Annotated in this window: 6 protein-coding genes; 4 read left to right on the forward strand and 2 right to left on the reverse strand. The window is 26.6% G+C overall.

Annotated features, from left to right (window positions below):
- The first annotated feature begins 312 nt into the window (after window positions 1–312).
- Window positions 313–1,380, forward strand: coding sequence for a DMT family transporter (locus KJQ99_RS08710; protein ID WP_214119672.1), 1,068 nt, complete (start codon window positions 313–315; stop codon window positions 1,378–1,380).
- A 30-nt stretch (window positions 1,381–1,410) separates the two neighbouring features.
- Here the strand turns inward: KJQ99_RS08710 and KJQ99_RS08715 are convergent, their stop codons facing one another.
- Window positions 1,411–1,890, reverse strand: coding sequence for a hypothetical protein (locus tag KJQ99_RS08715; RefSeq protein WP_214150566.1), 480 nt, complete (start codon window positions 1,888–1,890; stop codon window positions 1,411–1,413).
- A gap of 35 nt (window positions 1,891–1,925) precedes the next feature.
- On the opposite strand from KJQ99_RS08715, the gene KJQ99_RS08720 reads away from it, so the two are divergent.
- Together KJQ99_RS08720 and KJQ99_RS08725 are read left to right on the forward strand one after the other, a co-directional pair.
- Window positions 1,926–2,525, forward strand: a complete 600-nt coding sequence (locus KJQ99_RS08720) for a YigZ family protein (protein ID WP_214119671.1) — start codon at window positions 1,926–1,928, stop codon at window positions 2,523–2,525.
- A gap of 9 nt (window positions 2,526–2,534) precedes the next feature.
- The gene (locus tag KJQ99_RS08725; RefSeq protein ID WP_214118775.1) at window positions 2,535–2,906 is read left to right on the forward strand and encodes a DUF4878 domain-containing protein; all 372 of its coding nucleotides are present in this window, start codon (window positions 2,535–2,537) and stop codon (window positions 2,904–2,906) included.
- 25 nt (window positions 2,907–2,931) lie between these two features.
- Here KJQ99_RS08725 and KJQ99_RS08730 read toward each other — a convergent pair whose 3' ends face one another.
- On the reverse strand, window positions 2,932–3,384 hold the full coding sequence (locus KJQ99_RS08730) for a Dps family protein (protein WP_214118777.1): 453 nt from the start codon (window positions 3,382–3,384) through the stop codon (window positions 2,932–2,934).
- A gap of 166 nt (window positions 3,385–3,550) precedes the next feature.
- On the opposite strand from KJQ99_RS08730, the gene KJQ99_RS08735 reads away from it, so the two are divergent.
- Window positions 3,551–4,296, forward strand: a 746-nt coding sequence (locus KJQ99_RS08735) for a JlpA-like lipoprotein (RefSeq protein ID WP_214150567.1), incomplete at its 3' end; no start/stop codon positions are given.

Here is a 4,296-nt window from a genome sequence, read left to right on the forward strand (position 1 = left end):
AAAAAAATAAATTTAGACATTTATTTAATTTTAAAAAAATTAAAAATATTTTAAATTTTTAAAAATTAAAAAGTTTATAAAAATTTTTTTTTAAATATTTTTTTAATAAAAATAAATTTTAATTAAAATTTAAAAAAAAATTTAAAAAATTTGAAAAAAATAAAAAAAAAAAAAAAAAAAAAAAAAAAAAAAACAATAAATTATTTATAAAGATTAAGATTATTTTAATTTTAATCAATCTACAATAGGAAAATGTATTTTTGTTTTACAAAAAGATAAAAATCATTTAAAAATAATTTTAAGGAGTAAATCATGAATAATGATTTAAGAGGAAATGCCACAGGTATGACCTATGTCATATTCTTAATCGGTATTTTATTTCTTTCTTTTACTGCACCTTGGCAAAAATTATCTAACTTTGACCCAGCTACAGGTGCTTTTATGCGTTGCTTGATAGGAACTATCTGCCTTATTCCTTTTGCAATTATGGAAGCAAAAAAAATTGGTAAGCTTACCAAAAAAGGCGTATGGCTATCTATTTTAGCTGGACTTGTATTAGGGATTGACTTTACTGCGTGGAATTATTCAATATTCTTTGTAGGTTCAGGAATTGCTTCAATTCTTTTAAATATTCAAGTAATTATGTTGCCAGCTTTAGCATTCATTACAGATAGAGAAAGAATTCCATTTAGCTATTATTTCATAGCACCTATAATGCTTGCTGGTGTTATTTTAGCTGGTGGTGCTTTAGAAAATGGTATAGTTGATCCAAATGGCCCTCAAGAAGTATTTGGTACTGGTATTATGGCAGTTGGAACAATTTGCGGTCTTACTTCAGGATTTTGCTATGGAATTTACTTATTCGCTAGCAGAAGAGCAGGAAGAATTGGAAACGGACAAGTTGTTCAACCTATCTTAATCTCAAGTGCTGCTCAGCTTGTAGCTCCTGTTGTATGGGCGTTCTTAATCACAGGAAATGGTTTCATATTTGACCAAGGTGTTATGGTTGATACTGCTGCTGGTATTAAATCAATGCACTTACCACAAGCTGCTATAGAAAGCGTTACAAGTCCATTTGGTAATGTGGCTTTAGGTGATCCTATCACTGGAATGAACTGGTTATGGATGATAGTTTTAGGAACTGCAGGTCAAGCTGCTGCTTGGACATTTGCTCAACATGGTTCAGTTAAACTAAACCCTACTTTAGGTGCTGGATTATTAATCTTAAGTCCAATAGCTACTGTTGCTTTAATAGGACCTCTTATGTTTGGCGAAAGCTCATCATTATTACAAAAAGTTGGTGTTGTGATTGCACTTCTTGCTGTTGCTTACCAAAACGGCTTAATTACTGCTTTAATGAATAAAATTAGAGGCAAGTAAATATTTAATCTTCCTAAATTATTAGGAAGATTACTTACAATCTTTACTTATACTATTATCGTAACTACAAGCTATATTTATATAAGCTTTTTTATTGTCCCCGCTAAGCTCTTTTGCCTCATCTAAAAATAATTTTGCACTAAAATATTTTATAGCGTTATTATTTATTATTGTATTAATCTTGCAACCATCATTTAATAATTCACATTTTGTATAAGCATAATTTCCTAAAGCACAAACCATAGGCTCATCATCATTACAAGCTCTTGCATAATATTCATAAGCTTTTTTGAAATTCTTTTGCTCTAATGCTTTTTTAGCAATTTTAGTATCATTTGAATTTGAATTAGAACTAGCTGCATTTAAGGCTGATTTACCAACACTATAAATAACTTTAATAGGAATTGTAATTGCAAAAACAACAACAGAAGTTGCGACAGAAGCCACACCACTTATTAAAGAACTACATCCTAAAAATATAAATAATATAAAACTAAAAATTATTTTCATATTAATCCTTTAATAAAAAACGCTAATATTAGCAAATGAAAGTTTTAAAATCGCCTTGTTTTGATAGTTTTGAAGTAAAGGGTTCTAAATTCTTATGCTATTTTGAACCACTTAATATTAACGAAAATGTTCGCACTAGACAAGAAGAATTAAGAGCCGAGCATTTTAAATGCGTTCATGTAGTCTATGCTAGTAGAGTATTAAATGAATTTGGGCAAATTGTAGAAAATCAAAGTGATGATGGAGAACCTAAAGGAAGTAGTGGAGCACCTGCTCTTAATGTATTAAGAGGAGCTAATATTGTAAATGCAGCTTGTTATATAGTAAGATATTTTGGTGGAACATTATTAGGAGTTGGCGGGCTTGTAAGAGCATATTCAAACGCAGTTAATTTAGGAATTTCAAAAGCTAATGAGCTAAATCTACTTTCTAACTATATAAAAAAAGAATCATATTATATAGAACTTGAATATAGCCAAATAAATAAATTAAGTTATATTTTAGATAAACTAAATATCGTTTATTCTAAAGATTTTGGAGCAAATGTTGTATTTTATTTAAAACTTAGCACAGATGAATTAGAAGAATTAGAAAAAGAATTGATAGATTTAAGATTAATTTTAAATAAATTATAAGGATATAAAATGAAAAAATATATGATGATTGTTAGCCTATTATTTTTAAGTGCTTGTAAAAACGAAGATATACAAAAAAGTGTCAAAAATTGCTTAAACGAACTTTCAAATCAACCAAGTGAAGCTGTTTTTGATAAATGTTTTTATTATGAAAATGAATTTCAAAGACAATTAAGTATTAATTTTGAAAATGTATTACCTAAATTATTTAATAATTATGGTGGAATTGCAGAAATTAAAGTAGATATATTAAATAGTTCTAATAATAGTGCTGAAGTGCAAATTATTACTAAATTTAATAATGGTTTTGTTAAAAATGAAAAGAGAAAAATGGTAAAAATTGATAATTTATGGAAAATGTCAGCAGATATTATAAAATAAAAGGCTTGATAATCAAGCCTTTAAATTATTTTACACAACAACTTGTTGCACCTGTATTTTTTAGCATCCAAATTGATTTTTCATAACTAGCAATTTGCTCTTGAGCATAAGCTGCAGTAGTTGTATCTCCTGCTTCTTCAGCAAATTTATTTAACTTTTTAAACTCAGCTAATAAGTATTCATAATCAGCTAATATAAGTCCAACTAATTCAGTAGCTTCAAAGCAAGTTTTATCAGTTCTTGGAGCTTTTGAAGTTTCCATTAATTCTTTTGGGCAAACTATAGCTTTATGTCCTAATTGTAATAATCTTTCAGCACAATCATCAAACATTTCAGCCATTTTTTCATATGCTTCTTCAGTATATGAATGAAGTGCAAAGAATTGTAATCCTTTTACATTCCAATGGTAGTTATGAAACTTTAAAAATAATGCGTGTGCATCAGCTTGTAATTGTAATAATTGTTTTTCTAATGACATTCTGTCTCCTTTAATTGAGTTTGTATTGCATTATAACAAAAATAGATTAATTAATTTTTATTACTTAATAATTTTTATTATTTAAATTAAAAATATTTTTCATTTTCACTAGTATTATTTAACTATAAATTGATATTCTTAACAAATTTATAAAAAAAGGAGAAATATGAAAAAATCATTATTAGCACTTAGTGCAGTAGCTGTTATGTTTATTGGTTGTGGAAACAAAATCAGTGATGAGCAGGTTAAAAATTTTGAAACTTCATTAAATAATTCTATTAAAAACGAAATTGAAAAATTAAAAGTTCTAACTGCTATGTTTGAAATTCCATCTAATGTAAATATTAGTGATTACAAATGTGAAAATAAAGGTGATTATGCAGAATGTAAGAGCAAAGGTATTGATGTTATTATAAATAATCAAAAAGTTTTAAGTGTTGAAGAAATAAAAATTGAAACAAATGGATTTTATACTGGAGATAAAAAAGGAAGTGTTAGTATAAAAGAATTAGCAACTAATACTCCTAAAGAAAGTTTTTATAAAAGCGAAATAAAATCAATTAAACTAGGTGAAATAGCTGTAGGATTTGCTAGTATGTTGGCTATTTCTGATAATAAATTAGGAATACTTCCAGAACTAGCAAAAGATGAATATTCTATCAACACAATTACTAAAACAAAAGATGTGGCAAATAATGGAAATGTTAAGGTTGAATTTAAATTAATCGGCAAACATAATAAAAACGAATTAGCTTTTGCAATAGATTTAAATGTATTAGATAAATTCTTTGAAATATGTGATAAATTAAATATTACTTATAATATTGATAATTATAAGATTGATAATGTAGATACACTTGATAAATACGATATGGATAATAAAGAATTTGCAGAATCTTTATTAATTAATTC

Source organism: Campylobacter sp. 2018MI13 (genome assembly GCF_018501135.1).
In the GTDB taxonomy this organism is placed as follows: domain Bacteria; phylum Campylobacterota; class Campylobacteria; order Campylobacterales; family Campylobacteraceae; genus Campylobacter_E.

What these genes read in the sequence shown, in the direction of transcription:
- KJQ99_RS08710 (WP_214119672.1), top strand. Translation starts at nt 313, where the DNA reads ATGAATAATGATTTAAGAGGAAATGCCACAGGTATGACCTATGTCATA.
- KJQ99_RS08720 (WP_214119671.1), top strand. Translation starts at nt 1,926, where the DNA reads ATGAAAGTTTTAAAATCGCCTTGTTTTGATAGTTTTGAAGTAAAGGGT.
- KJQ99_RS08715 (WP_214150566.1), bottom strand. Translation starts at nt 1,890, where the DNA reads ATGAAAATAATTTTTAGTTTTATATTATTTATATTTTTAGGATGTAGT.
- KJQ99_RS08730 (WP_214118777.1), bottom strand. Translation starts at nt 3,384, where the DNA reads ATGTCATTAGAAAAACAATTATTACAATTACAAGCTGATGCACACGCA.
- KJQ99_RS08725 (WP_214118775.1), top strand. Translation starts at nt 2,535, where the DNA reads ATGAAAAAATATATGATGATTGTTAGCCTATTATTTTTAAGTGCTTGT.